The 20,577-nt window shown below is 62.9% G+C and carries 18 protein-coding genes; 11 read left to right on the top strand and 7 right to left on the bottom strand.

The genetic code is table 11. The features are described 5' to 3' along the window. The first annotated feature begins 50 nt into the window (after positions 1-50). A complete protein-coding gene (locus JHL16_RS06760) occupies positions 51-1,922 on the top strand; it encodes an ABC-F family ATP-binding cassette domain-containing protein (protein ID WP_200184116.1) in 1,872 nt (623 codons plus the stop codon). Between the two features lie 34 nt (positions 1,923-1,956). Here JHL16_RS06760 and JHL16_RS06755 read toward each other — a convergent pair whose 3' ends face one another. Further along, positions 1,957-2,643 (bottom strand): cyclase family protein, encoded by a 687-nt coding sequence (locus JHL16_RS06755; RefSeq protein ID WP_246770821.1) that lies wholly within the window; start codon positions 2,641-2,643, stop codon positions 1,957-1,959. Positions 2,644-2,899: 256 nt separating this feature from the next. Between JHL16_RS06755 and JHL16_RS06750 the strand changes: the two genes are divergently transcribed. Further along, positions 2,900-3,580 carry a zinc metallopeptidase gene (locus JHL16_RS06750; protein WP_200184114.1) on the top strand — a complete coding sequence of 227 codons (681 nt, stop codon included), beginning with the start codon at positions 2,900-2,902 and terminating at the stop codon, positions 3,578-3,580. Here JHL16_RS06750 and JHL16_RS06745 read toward each other — a convergent pair. After that, a complete protein-coding gene (locus JHL16_RS06745; RefSeq protein ID WP_200184113.1) occupies positions 3,577-4,038 on the bottom strand; it encodes a DNA polymerase III subunit chi in 462 nt (153 codons plus the stop codon). The genes JHL16_RS06750 and JHL16_RS06745 overlap by 4 nt on opposite strands. Before the next feature lie 212 nt (positions 4,039-4,250). Here JHL16_RS06745 and JHL16_RS06740 point away from each other — a divergent pair, with 212 nt between their 5' ends. From JHL16_RS06740 to JHL16_RS06730, 3 genes are all read left to right on the top strand, one after another. After that, a complete protein-coding gene (locus tag JHL16_RS06740; RefSeq protein WP_200184112.1) occupies positions 4,251-4,730 on the top strand; it encodes a hypothetical protein in 480 nt (159 codons plus the stop codon). A gap of 22 nt (positions 4,731-4,752) precedes the next feature. After that, positions 4,753-5,733, top strand: a complete 981-nt coding sequence (locus JHL16_RS06735; RefSeq protein ID WP_200184111.1) for an ATP-grasp domain-containing protein — start codon at positions 4,753-4,755, stop codon at positions 5,731-5,733. 139 nt (positions 5,734-5,872) lie between these two features. Beyond that, positions 5,873-6,265, top strand: coding sequence for a YybH family protein (locus JHL16_RS06730; protein ID WP_200184110.1), 393 nt, complete (start codon positions 5,873-5,875; stop codon positions 6,263-6,265). 12 nt (positions 6,266-6,277) lie between these two features. Here JHL16_RS06730 and JHL16_RS06725 read toward each other — a convergent pair whose 3' ends face one another. The 4 genes from JHL16_RS06725 to JHL16_RS06710 form a co-directional block, all read right to left on the bottom strand. Beyond that, the gene (locus JHL16_RS06725) at positions 6,278-7,468 is read right to left on the bottom strand and encodes a M24 family metallopeptidase (protein WP_200184109.1); all 1,191 of its coding nucleotides are present in this window, start codon (positions 7,466-7,468) and stop codon (positions 6,278-6,280) included. Positions 7,469-7,482: 14 nt separating this feature from the next. Then, complete coding sequence (locus JHL16_RS06720; protein ID WP_200184108.1) at positions 7,483-9,057, bottom strand: ABC transporter substrate-binding protein; 1,575 nt, start codon at positions 9,055-9,057, stop codon at positions 7,483-7,485. 97 nt (positions 9,058-9,154) lie between these two features. Further along, complete coding sequence (locus JHL16_RS06715; protein WP_200184107.1) at positions 9,155-9,925, bottom strand: IclR family transcriptional regulator domain-containing protein; 771 nt, start codon at positions 9,923-9,925, stop codon at positions 9,155-9,157. Between the two features lie 93 nt (positions 9,926-10,018). Further along, on the bottom strand, positions 10,019-11,503 hold the full coding sequence (locus JHL16_RS06710; protein WP_200184106.1) for a leucyl aminopeptidase: 1,485 nt from the start codon (positions 11,501-11,503) through the stop codon (positions 10,019-10,021). Positions 11,504-11,863: 360 nt separating this feature from the next. Here JHL16_RS06710 and JHL16_RS35400 point away from each other — a divergent pair, with 360 nt between their 5' ends. From JHL16_RS35400 to JHL16_RS06685, 5 genes are all read left to right on the top strand, one after another. Further along, the gene (locus JHL16_RS35400; protein WP_200184105.1) at positions 11,864-14,014 is read left to right on the top strand and encodes an LPS assembly protein LptD; all 2,151 of its coding nucleotides are present in this window, start codon (positions 11,864-11,866) and stop codon (positions 14,012-14,014) included. Positions 14,015-14,028: 14 nt separating this feature from the next. After that, complete coding sequence (locus tag JHL16_RS06700) at positions 14,029-14,994, top strand: SurA N-terminal domain-containing protein (protein WP_200184104.1); 966 nt, start codon at positions 14,029-14,031, stop codon at positions 14,992-14,994. A 118-nt stretch (positions 14,995-15,112) separates the two neighbouring features. Then, positions 15,113-16,135 carry a 4-hydroxythreonine-4-phosphate dehydrogenase PdxA gene (gene pdxA / locus JHL16_RS06695; protein WP_200184103.1) on the top strand — a complete coding sequence of 341 codons (1,023 nt, stop codon included), beginning with the start codon at positions 15,113-15,115 and terminating at the stop codon, positions 16,133-16,135. Beyond that, a complete protein-coding gene (gene rsmA / locus JHL16_RS06690) occupies positions 16,132-16,974 on the top strand; it encodes a 16S rRNA (adenine(1518)-N(6)/adenine(1519)-N(6))-dimethyltransferase RsmA (RefSeq protein ID WP_200184102.1) in 843 nt (280 codons plus the stop codon). The genes pdxA and rsmA overlap by 4 nt, the downstream gene beginning before the upstream one ends. Further along, positions 16,971-18,020 carry an alcohol dehydrogenase gene (locus JHL16_RS06685; RefSeq protein WP_200184101.1) on the top strand — a complete coding sequence of 350 codons (1,050 nt, stop codon included), beginning with the start codon at positions 16,971-16,973 and terminating at the stop codon, positions 18,018-18,020. The genes rsmA and JHL16_RS06685 overlap by 4 nt, the downstream gene beginning before the upstream one ends. Here the strand turns inward: JHL16_RS06685 and JHL16_RS06680 are convergent. Continuing rightward, the gene (locus tag JHL16_RS06680; protein ID WP_200184100.1) at positions 18,017-18,940 is read right to left on the bottom strand and encodes a LysR family transcriptional regulator; all 924 of its coding nucleotides are present in this window, start codon (positions 18,938-18,940) and stop codon (positions 18,017-18,019) included. The two genes, JHL16_RS06685 and JHL16_RS06680, sit on opposite strands and share 4 nt — an antisense overlap. A gap of 124 nt (positions 18,941-19,064) precedes the next feature. On the opposite strand from JHL16_RS06680, the gene JHL16_RS06675 reads away from it, so the two are divergent. After that, positions 19,065-20,576, top strand: a complete 1,512-nt coding sequence (locus tag JHL16_RS06675) for an MFS transporter (RefSeq protein WP_200184099.1) — start codon at positions 19,065-19,067, stop codon at positions 20,574-20,576. Position 20,577 lies beyond the last annotated feature (1 nt).

Below are 20,577 nucleotides of genomic sequence, written 5' to 3'. Positions count from 1 at the left end.
CTGCACCCAAAGAATGACAATGGCTTAGATTGCGGCTAAACAGCCCGCCCATGTTGCATGTTAACGGACTCACCTACCGCATTGCCGGGCGGCTTCTCCTCGAAGACGCGAGCGTCGCCATCCCCGAAGGCCACAAGGTCGGCCTCATCGGCCGCAATGGCGTGGGCAAATCGACCTTCCTCCATCTGATCCTGGGCGATCTCCAGTCGGAATCGGGCTCGGTCGGCCTGCCGCGCAATGCCAAGATCGGCACCGTGGCGCAGGAAGCGCCGGGCGGCGAGGCGTCGCTGATCGACACGGTGCTCGCCGCCGATATCGAACGCGCCAGCCTGCTCGATGAATCCGAGATCGCCACCGACCCGCACCGGATCGCCGAGATCCAATTGCGCCTGGCCGATATCGACGCCCATTCGGCGCCGTCGCGCGCCGCGACCATCCTGTCGGGCCTCGGCTTCTCGGAAGAGACGCAGAATGGCCCCTGCTCGGCCTTGTCCGGCGGCTGGCGTATGCGGGTGGCCTTGGCCGCGGCACTTTTCGCCTCGCCCGACGTGCTGCTCCTCGACGAGCCGACCAACTATCTCGATCTCGAAGGCACGATCTGGCTGAAAAGCTTCATCCGCTCCTATCCGCACACCATCCTGATGGTGAGCCACGACCGCGATCTTCTCAACGACGCGGTCGGCGCGATCCTCCATCTCGAGCGCGGCAAGCTCACCCTCTATCAGGGCAATTACGACAGCTTCGAGCGGCAGCGGCGCGAGCAGCAGGCGCTGACCCTGAAGCTCAAGAAGAAGCAGGAAGACCAGCGCAAGCATATGGAAGCCTTCGTCGAGCGCTTCCGCTTCAAAGCGTCCAAGGCGCGCCAGGCGCAGAGCCGCCTCAAGGCGCTGGCCAAGCTCGAGCCGATCGCCGATGTGATCGAGGATCGTGTGGCGCCCTTCCACTTCCCCGATCCGCCGAAGCCTTTGGCGCCGCCTCTGGTGCGCTGGGACCATGCCTCCGTCGGCTATACGGAAGGCAAGCCGATCCTGCGCAACATCACGCTGAGACTCGATCCCGATGACCGGATCGCGCTTCTGGGCTCGAACGGCAACGGCAAATCGACCTTCGCCAAGCTCCTGTGCGGCAAGCTCCAGGCGATGAGCGGCGAGATGAAACATCCGCCACGCCTCACCGTCGGCTATTTCGCCCAGCACCAGCTCGACGAATTGTCACCCGAGCGCACGCCTTATGATTATTTCAGCGGGCTGTTGCCGGATGCCACCCAGGCGCAGAGGCGTGCGCGTCTCGGCTCCTATGGCTTCGGCGCGACGCTCGCCGATTCAAAATGCAAGACGTTGTCGGGTGGCGAGAAGGCGCGGCTCCTCTTCGCGCTTGCCTCCTTCCATGCGCCGCATATCCTGGTGCTCGACGAGCCGACCAACCATCTCGATGTCGACTCGCGCGAAGCGCTCATCCACGCCATCAACGAATATCAGGGCGCGGTCATCCTGATCAGCCACGACCGGCATATCATCGAGACCAGCGTCGACCGCCTGTGGCTCGTCGCTCACGGAACGGTGAAGCCCTTCGACGGCGATATGGACGACTATACCGATTTCATCCTCGGCCGGACGCCCGCGGCGAAGCGCGAAGCGGTCCCGCCGCCGGCCGCAGCACCGGTCAAGGCGGCCGCGCCGCAGCCCGCCAAGATCAACCCCACCGCGGTTAAGAAAAAGATTCAAGAAATCACGGTCAACATGTCGAAAATACAGGAAAAACTCGATGTGCTGGACCGCGCCTTGCAGGACGGCCAGCTCTATATTGCCGACCCCAAGAAGGCGGCGAGCTTCGCCACCTTGCGGGCCAAGCTCGGCCGCGATCTCGAGGAGCAGGAAACGCTCTGGCTCGAGGCGCAGGAAAGTCTGGAACAGACGGCATAGAGCGGCCCTCTACACAAAGGGCCGCCCTGTTACTTCAGAGCAATGCGAAGGCGCGCGTCATGCCGCCGGTAGCGCCGGCGATCTTCGGGCCGCCGACGACGATGGCGGCCCCCTTCTCCGGCAGCTGGCCGAGATTGGCGGCGCATTCGAGACCCCAGCGTCCGGCCGGCAGCCAACGATAATGCGTGGCGAAATCCTTCGAGGCACCGTAGTCGAGCGACAGCGAGTCGACGACGATGCCGACCACCTTACGCTCGAGCAGGAGGGCGGCCGCATCCGGATGGAAGCCGGGGAAATGCATGACGCCGTCCTTGTCGGCATTGCGGAACTTGTCGGTCTTCACATGCTGGTCCCAGCCCGAATTCATCGCCACGGCGGCGCCATCCGGCAGCGCGCCGTTCTTGGCCTCCCAGGCCTTGATGTCGTCGGCCGTCACCTGCGAGTCGGGATCCTTGGCGGCACGCTCGGCGATGTTCACGATGCAGAGCGGCGCCACCAGCGTCTCGGCCGGAATCGACGAGGCATCGGGACCGTTGGTCGAAAAATGCAGCGGCGCGTCCATATGGGTGCCGGTATGCTCGATCAGATGCCACTGATTCTCGTTCCAGCCGTCCTTTTCGAAGCGGTACAGGACTTCGACGGTCAGCTGCGGCTTGCCGGTGAACGTGGGGAAGTCCGGCGTCAAGACATGCGTCAGGTCAACGACCTTGGAAAAGCTCATCGTCGCGGCCTGAGCCGCAAACGGGCTGAAAGCCGACATCGAGCCAACAAAGGCCGTCGCTCCCGCCGCGCGAAACAAACCGCGCCGTGAAATTGTTGCAGCAACCGTCGCCATGCAACCAGGTACGCACATCGTCGTCTCCTCCGTTCGTGATTAGGCTTGAGGTTATTGTTTCGGCTATGCTTCAGGTAAAGAACGCCATGCTACGCAGGTCGGCACAGTTCTGCCAAGGATGAACAATATAACGTCACGCTAAATGGTCTTTGCCGCCCTCGCTTTCATCGCCCTCCTCGCCCTGATATTCGTGCCGCAGTTGTTGATCCGCAGCACGATGGCGCGCCATGCGCGTGAGCGCGCCGATTTTCCCGGCACCGGCGGCGAGCTCGCCCGCCATCTGCTCGATGAGGCAGGGCTGACCGAGGTAAAGGTGGAAATGGTCGAAACCGGCGATCATTACAGCCCGGACGACAAGGCGGTGCGACTCGGCAAAGCCAATTTCGAAGGCAGGTCCGTCACCGCCGTCGCGGTCGCCGCCCATGAGGCGGCGCACGCCCTCCAGGATGCGCAGGGCTATGCCCCCTTGCATCTGCGCCAGAAGCTGGTGCGCTATGGCATCGTCATCGAACGTGTCGGCAGCGCCCTGCTCCTCGCCACGCCGATCATCTTCGCCCTCGTCCGCTCTCCGGTAGTGCTGCTCTTCGAGCTCGCTGCCGGACTCGCGATCATGGCCTCGACCATCGTCATCCACCTGGTGACGCTGCCGACGGAATTCGATGCGAGCTTCAAGCGGGCCTTGCCGGTGCTCGAAAACTATATCCGTCCGGAAGACATGAAGGGCGCACGGAAAGTGCTGCGCGCCGCCGCTTTCACCTATGTCGCGGCGGCCCTGGTCAGCCTGTTCGATGTGGCGCGCTGGATCCGGATTCTCCGATTTTAGGAGGCGGCTTTCGCCTTGTTCTGCCAGCGGCCGCGTTCGTCCTGCTGCCAGTAGCTGACCTCATGGCCCTGGCCACGGGCGTCCTTCCAGACGCGCCGCGCACGCTCGACCGATTCGGCGTCGGCGCCATCGAACAGCAGGACCGCACGCTCCAATCCGTCGTAATTGGCGGGCTCGACGCCGCCGACGAAAAAGCGCACCGAGGCGCCATTCGGGTTCTCGGGCGAAGCGGTGATCCATACCGGCTGGCTCTCGGCATGGCCGTCACGGGCGGTGCCATGCGGCAGGAAACCTTCTTCCGTATAGGTCCAGAGCAGCGTCGAGAGCGCCTCGACCCGCTCATCCGAATCAGTCTCCACGACGGCCCGCCAGCCTCGTTCAATGGTGCGTTCGAGGAGCTGCGGCAGCACACGTTCGAGCGGCTGCTGCTCGAGATGATAGAATAACACGTCGGTCATGGCGGCATCCAAGCCGGTCCGGCCCTGCCGGTCAACGGTCTTTGCGCTCGTCCAGATTTGCCGCTAGCGCGCATCCCGGCGAAGTGACTTCACTTCGCCGATGAGGATTCGCGCCAAATCAACACCTTGGAGCAAACCCTTATCGCCAAAGTCTTCAACTTTGGCGGGGTTTGCTCTAAGGTAATGGCAAGAAACGCCAAAAGGGGAACGCAATGGGGCGCTTTGTGCTGTGGGGAGCCGCGGTTGCGGCTGTGATTGGGTTTGGCCTGTTCGCACCGGCTCAGCGGGCCGAGGCCGTGGGCCTCTGCGATTGCTGCGAAACGAGCCTCACCGCCTCTTGCGGCAAGGTCTGCGCGGTGATCAGCCTGGCGCCCGGAATGTGCCCTGCCATCGTCGATTATGAAGGAACCGGGGCCACCGTTCCCGGCGCCAATCCCCTGAACGGCATGTCGCTCAGGGACATGGCGCTCGGCGACCCGAGACCCGGACAGCTCGAGGAGTTCCGAGAGTTCCTGGAAGCCGGCCGCCGCCAGGCGATCGCCTCCTACAATGCCTCCCTGCGCAAGCTCAAGCGGCACAAGATCACCCCGGCGGATTTCGACAAGGCCGACGCGCTCTACAAGGAAGCCCTGGTCAACTACTATCACGGCATCCGCGCCTATCTGAACCGGGTGGGGCGCAAATCCGACTGACTCTCCGTTTCACAGTGCTTGCATGAAAAGAAATCTGATCCTGATTCATCGCGGCGCCCGCTATGAGCGGGACTTCGCGGAAATCGGCCGGAAGGTCGTGGCCCTCGATCGCGATATCGATGTCTATGCGATCGGCATAGAGTCGAGATCGCAGCTCCCGCCGGCGATATGGCAAAGACCCACGCTCGTCGTCGCCTTTGCCGGAAAATTCAACCTGCGGATCAAACGCGGCAAGCTTCTGAAGAACGTCCCCATCGACAAGCTTCTGCAATATGAGATCTTCCGCAAGGCCGACATACCGACACCGCCCACCCTCGCCTTCAAGTTCGGCATGATGCTGGATCCCCTGCTCTTCGGCGAGTTCGTGCTCGTCAAGCCCATGGACTTGAATCTGACGTCCAAAGGCGACGGCGTGCAATTGTTCCGGCGCCGCCGGATCGAGCAGCTGCGGCTACATGATTTTCCGCCCGATCATCCCCTGCACCGCGACAGGCAAGGCTATCTGGTGCAGAGATTCGTCGATACCGGCCCTTACCCGTCGTTCCACCGGGTCGAGACCCTGTTCGGCAAGATCCTCTATTCCTGGCATTCAACGCTGCAGAGCCCGCGCTGCGGGCTCGATGCGCCGGATGCGGAGATCGAGCGCACCATCATCGCCACGCAAGGCGGTGGCAAAGACCGTAAACTGGTGAAGGCACCCGACATACTGGCCCTCGCCGAAAAGGTACACGCGGCATTTGCGTCGATACCGCTGCTTGCGATAGATGTCCTGCGCGAACAAAATACGGGAAAGCTCTACGTGCTTGAATGCAATCCAGGCGGCAATACCTGGCATTTCTCCTCGCAGATCGGGGCGAAGCTTCGCTTAGGCTTCGGCAATGCCACGGTGAACGGCGAGAAGCGCGCCCATGAGATCGCGCGGCAGATGTTCATCGATCAATATGGCGCTTTCGACATCGCCGCCAAGGCGCTCGTCGAGCAAACACACGCGCACGCGTCCTAGAGCGCTTCCCGCCAAAGTTGCTCGACTTTGGCGATAAGGAAGCGCTCCAGATTATATGTTTTCGAGCCCTTTTTCCCGTTTTGATCGAATCGGAACGATTCGATCAAAACGGGAAGGGCTCTAGGCCAGAGGTTACATTTTGAGAAGCAAGGTCCTGCAATGGCTCCGCGACTGGGAAGTCCTGATCAATGGTCAAGACTTCGCAAAGGCGCGGACGCTCTTCGCCGAGGACGTCGTCTCGTTCGGAACATTCTCCGAGATCCTGACCGGGCTGGCCGATCTCGAAGCCCGGCAATGGCGCGTCATCTGGCCGACCATCGCCGGGTTCACCTTCGATGATCCGAAAATCGTCATATCCGGTGACACCGCCATCGTGATCTCGCTCTGGCATTCCCAGGGTAAGACCAAGGATGGCGGCTGGTATGACAGAAGAGGCCGCTGCACGCTCGTCCTCAGACAGGATGGCGAGAAGCTCCTCTGCATTCATTCGCATCTGTCGATGGAGCCGGGAATCCCGCCCCTGTCTGACTGAGAGAAGAGTCCGCTACCACCACAACATCGGCGTCGTGGTCAGAAGCTCGATGCCGTTGGATGTCAGAATGGCATTCTGCTCGAAGCCCACGCTTCCAATGCCCGGGCGTGCGAAGAACACCTCAATGCCGGCGACCATGCCTTCGACGAACTCGTCGTCGCCATACCCCATCGCGGTCGAGAAGATCGGTTGCTCGAAGAACAACCCTAGCCCATGGCCATAGAGCGGGAATTTCTTGGCCATCTCGTCGTCCTCGACATTGAGGTCGGCCTTGAGACGATCGCCGAGATCGACCAGCTCACGCACTTTGAGACCGGGCTTGAGCGCCGCCAGCAGATCGTCCGTCACCCTGACGCAGGACTCGATCAACTCGCGCTGGGCCGGCGTCGGCTTGCGGCCTGCCACAACAGTGCGGCCGGGATCCAGGTAATATCCCTGGAACATCGGGCCATAGACGAAGCCGCGGATCAGATCGCCCGGCTTCGGCGTGTCGTGGCTGTAGCCCGGCAATGGGTTGCGGCACATATTGTCGATCTTGTCGCCATGCGAGACCGGGATCATGTGAATGGCGCCGCCCGAGCGCACAACTTCACGCGCCGCATCGCCCGCCGCCTCGGCCTCCGATTTTCCCGACAGCAGCCCTTCGATCAGCAGATTGCAGGCGCGTGAGGCGATCAGTCCGCCTTCGCGATAGGCATCGAGCTCGAGCGAGCTCTTCACCCGGCGAATCTTGCGGACGATATCGTCCTCGAACTGCCATGTGATGCCGGCGGTCGCCGCCTGAAGCTGGCCCCAATGTTTCATGGAGAAGAAATCGGTGCCGAGAAAGGCGACAGGCCCCTTGTCGGCGCGCGCGCCGAGGCGCTCGGCCACGGTCTTCACCGGATCCCAGGTGCCGACGATGCGATCGGTGGCCAGCAGGTTGAGATGCGGAGCCGATTCCTCGATGATGAGCTCCGGCTTCTCGCCTTCACGCAGGATGACGGCGGAGAAAGCCCGGCAATTCTGCAGGTCGTTGTCGAAGCCCTGCCCGGAATTATTGCCGTAGTAGTTGGTCAGGTAATAGATGTCGGAGGCCCGGTCATAGGTGCCGCCGCTCCTGCCCCAGACGACGGCTGTCGCGACGCCGCGTCTGCGCATTTCGGCATGGACGAGAGCCCAGCGCCGCTCATATTCGGAGATCGGGAAATAGCGTTCGGTCATTCTGGTCTCCGTTCTCAGGCCGTCATCCACCAGCGCGAGGCGATCTTGGTGCCGTCGATTTCCTTGTCGGTGGCGAGCTTGCCATGCGCGACGCTCTTCGCGTGGGCACTCACATAATTGACGAAGAGCAGCACGATGGTGCCGCCGTCGTCATGCACGAGCTGCTGCATCTCGGCATAGAGGCCGGCGCGTTTCACCTCGTCGAGCTCGACACGCGCCGAGGTCAGCAATTCGTTGAAGCGCTTGTTCGCCCATTTCGTCTCGTTCCAGGCGGCACCCTCGGCATAGGCCAGCGAGAATTGCAGGTCCTGGACCGGGCGGCCGCTGAAATAGGAAGCGATGAAGGGTTTCTTGCCCCATACCGTCTCCCAATAGGCGTCATTGGGCTCGCGGATGACATTGATGTCGATGCCAGCCGCGGCGGCCGATTCCTTGAACAAGAGTGCGGCATCCACCGCGCCGGCAAAGGCGGTATCGGCGGCGGAGAGATCGATCTTGAGCCCTTCGAGGCCGGCCTTCTTCAAAAGCTCCCGGGCCTTGGCCGGATCATAGCCATGCCGGGGCTCCGGGCTCGTCGCATATTTGACCGACGGCGCGATCGGATTGTCGTTGCCGGCAATGCCATGGCCGAAGAAGATCTTGTTGAGGATCGCCTCGCGGTCGACGGCATGTTTGAGCGCATTGCGGACATCGGGGTTGTCGAATGGCGCCTGGGTGACGTCCATCGAGAAGGTCGCATGCGCGAAGCCCGTCACCTCGTCGATCTCGATATTCGGATTGCGTTTCAGGAGATCGAGGGTCTTGAGGTCGCAGCGATCGGCGAAGTGGATGTCGCCCGTCACCAGCGCGTTCATGCGCGCTGCGACATCGACGATGGACAGAATCTCGACCTCGTCGAACCAGGTGTCGCGATAGTAGTTCGGATTGCGCTTGAGCTTGGCGCCGATGCCGGGTTGCCAGGCCTCGAGCACATATGGGCCGGTGCCGACCCGAGCTTGCCAGTCCATGCCGCCATCTTCCCTGGCCGGGAAGATCGGCAGGTGATAGTCGCTCAGGAGATAAGGCAGATCGGCATTGCCGGCCTCGAGCGAAAATACGACATTGCCGCCATCGGCCTTGATCTCCTTGATCGCGCTCAGCTGCGCTTTCACCGCCGACTTCGAGTCCGCTCCCAGATGATGGCGGATCGAGGCGACCACGTCTTGCGGCTTGAGCTCGCGGCCATCATGGAACTGGACGCCTTTCCGCAGCCGGAAGGCCCAGGTCTTGGCGCCGTCGGAGCCTTCGAAGGACTCCGCCAGATCGGGCGTGATATTGCCGTCGGCATCGACCTCGGTGAGGAAATTCGCATAAGAGGCGCAGACGGTGCCCGGCATGAAATCCATGAAGGTCGCGGGATCGAGCATGTCGGTCGTCGCCCCCTGCCCGAGGCCGATCCTGAAATGACCGCCGCGCTTGCGCTCCGCCGTTTCCTGCGCCCACAATTGGTCGGCAGTCGCGACGGTGAGGCCGGCCGCGAGCGATAGCTGCATGAAGTCGCGGCGGCTGAATTTGCGGATGAGGGACGAAGAAGATGTATGCCGTGCCATGCATGCCTCGCGATGCGATGAAGGGAAATGCCTTTCCCCTCTATCGGCACATCGCCGGCAATGTCAACAGATGAACCATAAGGTTCATCTGTTGAACCTATCGACTTTCCTGACCTATGCCCTCACCGATCTCTTTCGCCGCAGCGCGCAACGCCGGCAAAAGCGTCTTGATCCCCTTCTCAAGGGTCAACGCCTTGCGCAGGAACAGCACGTTCACGGCGGCGAGCGGTCTTTTGCCGCCGAGCACCGGCACCGCCAGCGCATGCATGCCGGCCGGATAGAGCGTATCGAGATAGGCTTCATCGGAAATGGCGTAGCCGCGCTCGCCGGCGTCGCCCAAGATCTTTTCAACTTGGCGCCGCGTTCCGGCGAGCGGATCGGCCGGCAAGAAGCGATCGAGCAGGCTCTTGCGCTCCTCATCGCTCAGATGCGCGAGATAGATGCGACCCAGCGCGCTGCGTAAAAGCGGCGTGCGGGCGGCCCCCTGGCCGGTGATCGACAGGACACCGAGCTCGCTGCTCGCCAGGACGATCAGCATGGCGTCATTGTCATAGATGGCGAAGTCGGAGGGCCAGCCGATGCGGTCGCGCAACTTGGCGAGGACGGGCTCGGCCGCCTTGACATAGCTGGCTTTGCTGTCGAAGCCGCTGCTCAGCAACAGGCATTTGCCGGTGGGCGCATAGAGCGCATTCTCGGAGCGGCTGACATAACCTTGGGCGATCAGCGTCTCCACCATGCGCAAGACGGTCGCCTTCGGCATGGCGCTGCGCTTCTGCAGGTCGACGACCGATACAGGCCCGATTTCGTTGATGAGACGCAGGATGTCCAAAGCGCGGACAACGGCATTGACGGGTTCGAAGGACGGCATCGCCGCATCTAGCCCGGAAAGCGCGAAACTGTGAAGAGTGTTGCGCGTCACCTCAGGTCGAAGCGACCCGAGGTGACGATCGTAAGTGCTCGATCAGCTCTCGTAATGATCGGCGACCAGGCGGTTGAGCAGACGCACGCCCCAGCCCGAGCCCCAGCTCTGGTTGATCGGCGACTTGTTCGAATCCATCGCGGTGCCGGCGACGTCGAGATGCACCCAGGGCACATTATTGACGAAGCGCTGCAGGAATTGCGCGGCGGTGATGGCGCCGGCATTGCGGCCGCCGATATTCTTCATATCGGCCACTTCGAAGTCGATCATCTTGTCATATTCGGGCGCCAGCGGCATGCGCCACACCTTCTCGCCCGTCGCCAGTCCCAGGTCGTAGAGGCGCGCCGACAATTCATCGCTATTGGAGAAGAGGCCGGCATGCTCCTTGCCGAGCGCCACCATGATGGCGCCGGTGAGGGTGGCGAGATTGATCATGAATTGTGGCTTGAAGCGGTCCTGGGTGTACCAGAGCGCATCGGCGAGGACGAGACGGCCCTCGGCGTCGGTGTTGAGCACCGCAATCGTCTTGCCCGACATCGAGGTGACGATATCACCCGGACGCTGGGCATTGCCGTCCGGCATGTTCTCGACGAGGCCGATGACGCCGACTGCGTTCACCTTGGCCTTGCGCCGCGCCAGAGCGAGCATGAGGCCCGCCACGCAGGCGGCGCCGCCCATATCGCCCTTCATGTCCTCCATGCCGGCGGCCGGCTTGATCGAGATGCCGCCGGTATCGAAGGTGACGCCCTTGCCGATGAAGGACACCGGCTTGTCGTTCTTCCGGCCGCCCTGCCAGCGCATGATGACGAGGCGCGGCTCGTTGACCGAGCCTTGCGCCACGCCGAGAAGAGCTCCCATGCCGAGCTTCTTCATCTGGGCGGGGGTCAGGATCTCGACCGCCAGGCCGGCCTTGCTCTTGGCCTTCACCCGCGCGGCGAATTCCACCGGATTGAGCTTGTTGGCGGGCTCGTTGACGAGGTCGCGGGCGAAATGGACGCCCTCGGCGACCGCCGCGTAGTCGGCAAAGGCCTTTTTGGCCTTGGCCGCCTCGCCGGTCAGGATGGTGAGAGCCGTGAGCCCCTTGCCGTTGTTGGCTTTCTTGGACTTGTAACGGTCGAAGCTATAGGTCCTGAGCGTGGCGCCCGAGGCCAGGAGGGCGGCGAATTCTGCCGCGTCGAGCGCCAGGCCGGTGAGGTCGGCGGCGACGGCGCCCGATTCGGCCTTGGCCGCCTGGAGATAGCCGGCAATTGCGCCGCCGAGAAGCTCGGCTTCGCGGGCCACGAGCTTGGCCGGGTCGCCCACGCCCAATAGGATGATTCGCTGGAGGGGAAGCTTCTCCGGCGCCACGAGATCGAGGATCTGCTCGCGCTTGGCTTCGAAGCCGATCGCCTTCATCGCCCGGGAAATATGACCACCGCTGCGCTTATCGGCCTCGGCCGCGATACCGGAGAGCTTTTTGTCCTCCGGGCAGAAAACGACCAAAACGCCGGATTTAGGCTGCCCGGGCGCAGCGAATGTCACATTCATGAATATATCTCGCTGAGGAAAATCGAGGTTATTCCCTTAGCCGCTGGACCTTCTCGGTTCAACTGCTGTAATGGATTGTTAAGTATGCCAATTTCCTGCCTTGGGCCCGCCCAAAGACACGTTACATTCAGACATCGAAAAGCACTTTGCGCGTCCGGGCAAACCGGGTTAAGAAAGTGTAAAATAAAGTTATTCGGGTAGTTCACACATCTCATGACGACGGGGCGTCGAAGGGGAAGGCTGACGCCCTCCAGGCTATTGCCTGGAGGTGCGAGTATTGCTGCGCTCTTCGCGGCAAGCCTTTGCCTTGGCACAATCATCGCCTGGCCGACGCCGACCGCCATCGCCGCCCCCGGTGATGTGCGCGACACCAACTTCAAGACGCCGCCCAAAGGCTCGCGCGTCAATGTCGTCGCCAACAAGATCACCTACGATGCGCAGACCAAGATCGCGACCGCCATCGGCAAGGTGGTCCTCGTCTATGGCAAATACGAACTCGTCGCCACGCGCGTTTCCTACGACCAACGCAACGACAAGATGACCGCCATCGGCGAGGTCCGACTCCGCGAGCCCGGCGGCAATATCCTCGAGGCGGAACGCGCCTCGCTGATGAACAAGTTCAAGGACGGCTTCGCCGAGCATCTGCGGCTGCTGCTCACCAATGATGCGGTCATCACCGCCGATTACGCGGTGCGCCAGGACGGCTATCTGACCGTCTACGACAATGTCGTCTACAATGCCTGCGGCAACTGCCTGACCTCGAGCGGCAAGCCGTTGTGGCAGTTGCGGTCGCGCCAGGTGACGCATAACGAGAAGGAAGGCGTCCTCTATCACAAGGACGCCACCTTCGAATTCGGCGGCGCCGACATCATCACGCTGCCCTCTTTCTCGCATGCCGATCCGACGGTCAAACGCCGCACCGGCTTCCTGTCGCCCAAATTCAGCTATGCCAGCGTCTATGGCGTCGGCGTCGAGGTTCCTTATTTCTGGAATCTGTCGCCCAGCTACGACCTGACCTTCTCGCCGGTCATCACTTCCGAGCAAGGCTTGCTGGGCAAGGCGGAATGGCGGCACCGCCTCGCCAGTGGCGAATACAATGTCGATGTCGCCGGCATCTACCAGTTGACCATGGGCTCGGACGCCGCCGGGGATTCGCGCTTCCGCGGTTCGGCGCGCTCGCAAGGCCGGTTCGAGATCAACGACAACTGGAGCTGGGGCTGGGACGGCACGCTTGTCACCGACAAAGACTTCATGGACAAGTACAAGATCGACAGCCGCGACGAGGCGATCGACAAGGTCTATATCACCGGCCTCAACGACCGGAATTACTTCTCGGCGCAAGCCCTGCACTTCCAGTCGCTCGATCCCGATGACGACGACAGTACCTTCCCGACGGCCCTGCCCTACATTCAGCACAGCTATACCCTCGATCAGCCGGTGCTGGGCGGCGAGTTCGGCTATGACTGGAATCTCTACAGCATCCGCCGCAACGATGCGGTCTTCGCCAATGATCCCGACCTGCCGCTGACCAATGTAAATCTCGGCACCGACCAGACGCGCGGCATCGCCAATCTGCGCTGGCAGCGGCAGATCATCAACAGCATGGGCCAGGTGATCACGCCCTTCGCCAATCTGCGCGGCGATCTCTACGTGACCGAGAATCTTCCCGACGACAACAATCTGACGGAAGAGAACGATACGACCACCCGCTTCCAGCCGACCGTCGGCCTCGACATGCGTTGGCCTTTCCTCTCCAACACCGAGGGCGGCCAGCACATCCTGACGCCGGTGACCCAGTTCATCGCCTCGACCGACGAGAAGGACGAGGACAAGATCGGCAATGAAGACTCGATCAACCTGAATTTCGACACCACCAACCTGTTCCTGCATGACCGGTTCAGCGGGCTCGACCGCTATGAAGGCGGCACCCGCATCAATGCCGGCCTGCTCTATACCTTCCTGTCGGAGAATGGCGGCTTCATCCGGGCCAGCCTCGGCGAATCGTTCCACGTCGCCGGCGAGAACAGCTTTACCGACGGCAGTGGCCTCGAGGACACCAGCTCGGACCTGGTGGCCGCCGTCGCGATACAACCCTGGGACAGCCTGCGGTTCTCCTATCAGGTCCGCATGGAAGAGGACCTGTCGGACATCAATGCCCAGGAAGCCGGCCTGAGCCTCAATTTCGACAGGTTTTCCGCGTCATTATTCTACGCGAATGTCGATGCCGACCCGAATTCGGGGCGTCCGGAAAGCGAAGAGCAGGTCTGGGGCAGCGCCGGTTGGAATTTCTCCGGTGGGTGGAGTGTTTATGCGGGCGCTCGCTACGACATGGACTCGAGCAAGTTGATCCGCGATACGGTGGGTATCGGCTTTAACTGTGATTGTTTCAATTTCCGCCTCTTCTATGAGGAAGACCGGGCGGATGAGGATGAAAAGATTGACCGTTCAGTTCAATTCTCGATCGACCTCAAATCGCTCGGCAACAATATCGGTTCGCTGCCGAACCAATAGAGGCTGATACCGGTATGAAGATCGGAGCTCTTTTCGCCACCGCCCTCACTTTGTCCCTGTTCGCCGGCGATCCCGCCGCCCTCGCCGCGGGGGACGGACAAGGCGTGCTGGTCACCGTCAACGATTATCCGATCACCAGCTACGATGTCGAACAGCGGGTCAGGCTCAACGCCATCCTCGGACGCACCGAGGGCAGCATTGCCGACCAGCGCAAGCGGGCGCTGCAGGCCGTCATCGACGACGTCATCAAGCTGGTCGAGGCGAAGAAATACAAGGCCGACCCGAACGACAAGACGATCGACGCCCAGATCGACAAGATGGCCAAGGGGTCGAACACCGACGCCAAGGGCCTGGCCGCCCAGCTCAAAGCCAAGGGCGCCTCGATGGGCGCGCTCCGGCGCCTGGTTGCGGCGCAGATCGCCTTCAACCGCCTGCTCAACGCCATGTACAAGGTGAAGGTCGAGATCGACCCGGCCGAGGTCGACAAGAAATACAACGAAATCGTCAATGATCCGCGGCTGAAGCCGGTCACCGTATACGAGATCCTGGAAATCGATATGCCGGTGGAAAACACCGGCGACGCCATGGCCGACCAGCTCATGATGGCGCGCGCGGCAGACGCCGCGCAATACCGCAAAGCCTTCAAAGGCTGCAACAGCGCCCGGGCGGCGGCGAGCGGCATCTACAATGTGCGCATCGGCAAGCGGCTGCAGGCCGACGGCGCCAAGCTTCCGAAGCCTCTCAAAGGGGCGCTCGACCAGGCCGGCACGGGCGGCATCATCGGTCCGTCGCGCAGCAAAACCGGCATCCAGCTCATCGCCTTCTGCGGCAAGAAGAGCATCTCGCCGGACAAGCCCTCGCGCCAGCAGATCGAGACGATGCTCACGAACAAGAAATACGACGTCTATGAAGAGCGCTATATGCGCGAGCTGCGGCGCAACGCCTTCATCGAATATAAGGACGCGAAGGCGACCGAGTGAGCCCCGTGACCGCGCCGCTGTCTAATGCCCCCTTAGATCACGATCACTTTAGGTCGGATCGACCTAAAGTGATCGTGATCGGAATCTTATATTTAGCGCGTGATCGGACGGAAAACCGGTGCCCACTTTTCCTGATCACGCGCTAGCATTGACGATCGGGGAGCCGGGCGGCATCGGCCCCGATATCACCGCCCAGGCCTGGCTCGCTTTCCGTGCCGATCCCAGCCTTGCCTTCTTTCTCATCGGCGACAGCGCCTATCTGAGCGAGCGGTTCTCCAGGCTCGATATCGCCGTTCCTGTGCAGGAGATCGCGACACCGGCTGAAGCGCCTGGCGTGTTCGCCACGGCCCTGCCCGTCATCGACCTGCCTTTCGCAAGCAAGCCGGAGACCGGCCGGTTCAGCGCCGAAACCGCCGGCACCGTCATCCGCGCCATCGACATGGCGGTGGACATGGCGCTCAAGGGCGAGGTCGCGGCGATCGTGACCAACCCGATCCAGAAGGAAGCCCTCTATGCCGCGGGCTTCTCGCATCAGGGCCACACCGACTATCTCGCGCATCTCGCCGTCCATCATGGTCATCACGCCGAGCCGGTGATGATGCTGTGTGCCGCCGATCTGCGCGCCATCCCGGTCACCGTCCATATCGCCCTCACCGAGGTGCCGCGCCAGCTCACCGGCGATCTCATCGTCCGTCAGGCGCGGGTGGTCGCGCATGATCTGGCGCGGCGTTTCGGCATCGCGTCGCCGCGCCTCGCTTTCACCGGTCTCAATCCGCATGCCGGCGAGAATGGCGCCATGGGCCAGGAGGAGCAGACCATCATCGCTCCGGCGCTCGCCGCCCTGCGGGCTGAAGGCCTCAATGTCCAGGGCCCGCTTCCCGCAGACACCGCCTTCCATGCCGAGGCGCGCGCCCAATATGATGCGATCCTGTGCATGTATCACGACCAGGCGCTGATCCCGGTGAAGACGCTCGACTTCCATGGCGGCGTCAACTGCACGCTGGGCCTGCCCTTCATCCGCACTTCGCCCGATCACGGCACGGCGCTGAGCCTCGCAGGGACCGGCAAGGCCAATCCGAAGAGCCTCATGGCGGCGATCAGCCTTGCCGCCGAGATCGCCCGCCGCGGTCAGCCGGCATGAGCGAGGACGGCCTGCCGCCGCTGCGCGAGGTCATCGCCCGCCACGGCCTCGATGCCCGCAAGAGTCTAGGCCAGAACTTCCTCTTCGATCTCAACCTCACCCGCCGCATCGCGCGCAGCGCCGCGCCGCTCGACGGCTCGACCGTCGTCGAGATCGGCCCGGGCCCGGGCGGGCTGACCCGCGCTCTGCTGCTCGAAGGCGCCCGCAAGGTCATCGCGGTCGAGAAGGATGCCCGCGCGCTGCCGGCCTTGCAGGAGATCGCGGCGCATTATCCGGGCCGCCTCGAAATCATCGAGGCCGATGCGCTGCGTTATGACTGGGCGGCGCATATCGCGGGTGATGCGAAGATCGTCGCCAATCTTCCCTACAATATCGCAACCCCGCTGCTCACCGGCTGGCTCACCAGCCCGTGGCCGCCGTGGTTCTCGTCCCTGACCCTGATGTTCCAGAAGGAAGTGGCCGAACGCATCGTGGCTGCGCCCGGCTCAGAGTCCTATGGCCGGCTCGCGATCATCAGCCAATGGTGTGCCACGGCGAAGAAGCTGTTCGACATCGACCGGCGCGCCTTCACGCCGCCGCCCAAGATCACCTCCTCGGTGGTCCAGCTCATCCCGAGACGCGAGCGCCTGCCGGCCTGCGATGTCGCGGTTCTCGAGAAAGTCACCGCCGCCGCTTTCGGCCAACGCCGCAAGATGCTGCGCTCGAGTCTCAAGAGCCTGGGCCCCGAAATAGCCAAGGTGCTTGACGATCTCGCCATCGCCGCCAATCTGCGCGCCGAACAGCTGGCGGTCGCCGATTTCGCCCGCATCGCCGCCGCCTTGGGGAGCAAAACCGCATGATCCGCCAATCGCTCATCGCCTATGGCGCAGCCCTCGCCGAAACGAAGGCCGCCCTGCCGGAACCCAAAGGCAGCGAAGTCCTCCTCAAGGTCTCCTCCTGCGGCGTCTGCCACAGCGACCTCCATCTCCAGGACGGTCATTTCGACCTGGGCGACGGCAAACGCCTCGACATCACCTCCGGCCGCCAGCTTCCCTTCACGCTCGGCCATGAGATCGCCGGGCATGTCGAGAAGGCCGGCCCGGATGCCGGTCCGCTCGATCCCGGCAGTTTTTATGCAGTCTATCCCTGGTGCGGCTGCGGCCAGTGCGAGAAATGCCGCAAAGGCCAGGAGCAGCTCTGCGATACGCCGCGCCATCTCGGCATCACCGTCGATGGCGGCTTTGCCAGCCACGTGCTGGTGCCGCATCCGCGTTATCTCATCGACGCGCATGGCATCGATCGGCGCCTCGCCGGCAGCTATATGTGCTCAGGGCTAACCGCTTACAGCGCCATCCGCAAGGCGGAGCGTTTTCTTCCCGCGAACGGTTCCGTGATGATCGTCGGCCTTGGCGGGCTCGGCATGATGGGGCTCGAGATCGCCCGCGCGCTGACATCGGCGCGCCCCTATGCCGCCGATGTCGTGGCGGGCAAACGCGAGACGGCCCTGGCGCTGGGCGCTGTCGCCGCCTTCGATCCCACTGCGCCCGATGCGCGCAAGCTGGTGCTCAAGCAAGCCGGCGCCATGGACGTGGCGATCGATTTCGTCGGCTCCGAGGCGTCGCTCACTTTCGCTCAAAGCGTCGTCGGCAAAGGCGGCGCGGTCATCATCGTCGGCCTGATGGGCGGCCGTTTCAGCCTGCCGGTGCCGATGTTCCCCTTGCGCGAGCTCACCCTCGCCGGCTCCTATGTCGGCAGCCTCGATGAAGCCCGCGCCTTGATGGCGCTGGTGCGCGAAGGCCGCGTCCGCCCCATTCCGGTGTCGGAGCGCCCGCTTAGCGAGGCCAATGCGGCGCTCGGCGATCTGCGCGCCGGCGGCGTCACCGGCCGTGTGATCCTGAAGCCCTAGCTCGCGGCAAAGGCGTGCCAGTCTTCGCAGCGCGGGACGAATAGTCTCTCGCTGAGAAAATCGACCAGCACCCGGACCTTCGGCGACAAATTCCGGTTCGACGCCCATAAAAGCCTGAACTGGCCCGGCGCATCGATGTGATCGACGAGGACGGTGCGCAACGCGCCGTTGGCGAGCGGCTCGCGGGCAAGGAAATCGGGCAGGCAACCGATTCCGAGGCCTCTGACGGTGGCGCCACGCAACGCTTCCATGTTGTTGCAGGTGAGAACGGAACGGACGCGCAGCTCCGGCTCGCCGTCCGGCAATGTCAGCGGCCATTCCTGCAGCTTGCCGCTATTGGGAAAGCGGAATCGCAGACCGAAATGCCGGTCGAGATCGCGCGGGCATTTCGGCACGCCGTGGCGCTCCAGATAGGCCGGCGATGCGCAAAGCAGGAGCTGGAAGGGACGCAACGCCCGCGCCATCAAACGCGAATCGGGCAGATCGCCGCTGCGAATGGCGACGTCGACGCCCTCTTCGATCAGGTCGACGATGCGGTCGTTGAAATCGAGATCGAGCTCGATCTCAGGGTACCGTTCGGTGAATTCGGGCAGCAGCGGCAGCAGCAGGTGGTAGCTGACGATCGGCGACGACAATCGCAACCGTCCCCGCGGCGTCTCCATCGCCTGGGCGAGGACGGACTGCGCATCATCGAGATCATCCAGGATGCGGCGGCAGCGCTCATGGAACAGGCGCCCCTCCTCGGTCAGCCTGATGCTGCGCGTCGAGCGCTGGAAGAGACGGGTCCCGAGCTGCTGTTCGAGCTTCGTCACCGCCTTGCCGACAGCGGAGGGCGAAAGCTCCAGAACCCGCCCAGCAGCGGCGAAACTGCCGAGATCGGCGGTGCGCACGAAGGCCACAAGTCCGGTCAGTCGATCCATGCTTCACATCAATTCGAGCGTTTTATTCCGATATCTCTGGAAGAATAGCTCTATTCTACTCTTATTCCAGCAAATTTATCTCTCTCAGTCGAACAGCCCGCCTCAAAGAGAGAGATCGGACCTCATGACCGACATCGCCCTGGCCACCGAGCGGAGCTCGATACGCAAGCTCCTGGTTCTTTTCGCCGTTTGCCTCACCGCCGTCGCCATGCCGCTGACTTTCACCGGCCCGGCAGTCGCCTTGCCGGCCATCGGCCATACGCTGGGTGGCAGCCCCATCGCTCTCAATTGGGTGACCAACGCCTTCATGCTGACTTTCGGCAGCAGCCTGATGGCGACCGGCTCACTCGCCGACACCTATGGACGCAAACGGGTCTTCCTGATCGGCATATTGAGTTTCGCCCTCGCCTCGCTGGGGCTCGCCGCGGCCACCAACATCTTGTGGTTCGACCTGATGCGAGCGCTCCAAGGACTGGCGGCTGCCGCCGCTTTCTCCGGCGGCATGGCATCGCTGGCTCAGGAGTTCGACGGGCCATCGCGCATCCGGGCCTTCAGCTTCGTCGGCACGAGTTTCGGCATTGGCTTAGCCTTCGGCCCGATCACTTCCGGCCTTCTCATCGAAGCCTTTGGCTGGCCCACCATCTTCTATCTCGTGGCTGCCGTCGCCTTGATCTCATGCGGGCTCGGCGCATTCTATCTTCGCGAATCGCGCGATCCCGAGGCGAGCGGCCTCGACTGGCCGGGCGCGCTCAGCTTCACCACAGCCTTGTCGCTCTTCACCTATGGCGTTCTCCTCGCCCCGCAGAACGGGTGGAGCGACGGATGGGTCATGTGCCTTCTCGCCGCAGGCATCGCGATCTTCATCGGCTTCTGCTTTCTGCAGCAGCGCAGCCGGCGTCCGATGCTCGATCTCTCGCTGTTCCGCTATCCGCGTTTTGTCGGCGTGCAACTGCTGGCGGCGGCACCTGCCTACGCTTTCGTCGTGCTGCTCATCCTCCTGCCGGTCCGTTTCATCGGGATCGAAGGCGCCAGCGAAGTCATGGCCGGACGATTGATGATCGCGCTATCGGCCCCGCTCCTGGTCCTGCCGATCGCCGCCGGCTTCATGACCCGGTTGTTCCGGCCGGCAACGATCTGCGGCGTGGGCTTGCTGATCGCCGCGGGCGGACTTGTCTGGTTGAGCCAGGTTCCGGCCGGCGGCGTGACCCTGGCCGTGCTGGCGCCGATGGCGATGATCGGCATCGGCATCAGCCTGCCCTGGGGCCTGATGGACGGACTCGCCGTCAGCGTGGTGCCGACCGAGCGGGCCGGCATGGCGACGGGCATCTTCAGCACCACGCGCGTCGCCGGCGAAGGCATAGCGCTCGCCGCCGTCAGCGCCGTGCTCTCGGCTCTCACCTCATCCTATCTGAGCGCCAAAGATACCGTTTCCGCGGCCGGCACCGCCGACGCCGCGCAAAGCCTCGTCACCGGAGATATCTCAGGCGCGGCCATGAATGTTCCCTGGATCGATCACGCCACTCTCATTCAGGGCTATGCCAGCGCCTTCGAAGTGCTGCTCCTGATCCTGGCCGCGATCACGGTGCTGACCGCCTTCGTCATCTTCGTCTTCCTGGGAAAGGGAGCTGAAGCCTGAT

This window comes from Taklimakanibacter albus (assembly GCF_016595235.1).
GTDB classification, from domain to species: domain Bacteria; phylum Pseudomonadota; class Alphaproteobacteria; order Rhizobiales; family Aestuariivirgaceae; genus Taklimakanibacter; species Taklimakanibacter albus.
The sequence above is the reverse complement of the archived record's forward strand: the minus strand, read 5'-3'. Positions and strand labels throughout refer to the sequence as shown.